Source organism: Thalassotalea sp. G20_0, assembly GCF_017744175.1.
Taxonomy (GTDB): domain Bacteria; phylum Pseudomonadota; class Gammaproteobacteria; order Pseudomonadales; family Endozoicomonadaceae; genus Endozoicomonas.
Window position 1 is genome coordinate 1 of the sequence record NZ_JAGHQV010000482.1, and the last position, 565, is coordinate 565.

Annotated in this window: 1 protein-coding gene; it reads left to right on the forward strand. The window is 52.0% G+C overall.

Annotated features, from left to right (window positions below; genetic code table 11):
* The coding region (locus J7438_RS27155) for an alpha-amylase family glycosyl hydrolase (protein ID WP_286196991.1) at positions 1–534 on the forward strand (534 nt) is incomplete at its 5' end.
* Positions 535–565 lie beyond the last annotated feature (31 nt).

Sequence of the window (565 nt, forward strand, 5' to 3'; positions counted from 1 at the left end):
AACCAGCTCTGCCAACTTAACCAGCTGGATAGCCACGATACCATGCGCTTTCTGACCATGGTTAACGGCGATGAGGCAACGTTACGCTGTGCCCTGGTATTTCTGTTCTGCTGGGCCGGTGTCCCCTGCCTCTACTACGGGACAGAAGTCGCTCTGGAAGGTGGGCATGATCCGGATAATCGCCGCTGTTTCCCATGGGAAAGGCTGGATTCCCGGCAGGATATGGTGGACTTTATCAAGCAGTTGACGTCCCTGCGCAACCAGTCTTCAGCATTGCAGTCAGGCAGTGTGCAGTGGCTTTATGCGCAAGGTGATGTTATTGTCTTTGCCCGCTGTCTGGATGGTGAGCGGATAGTCTGTGCAATAAACCGTGGAACCACGCCGAAAGACCTCTCTATACCCATTTGGCAGACGGGTCTTGAGCAAGGGTGTTTTTCGCCTCTGATAAAAAAAGGAGAGAGCATTGATGCTTCAGGTGGCATCCTTGAACTGACCATACCCGCCAAATCAGGAGAGATTTTAGTTCAGGATTAATTCGATCTGTCCTCCACAATCGGGAGGACAG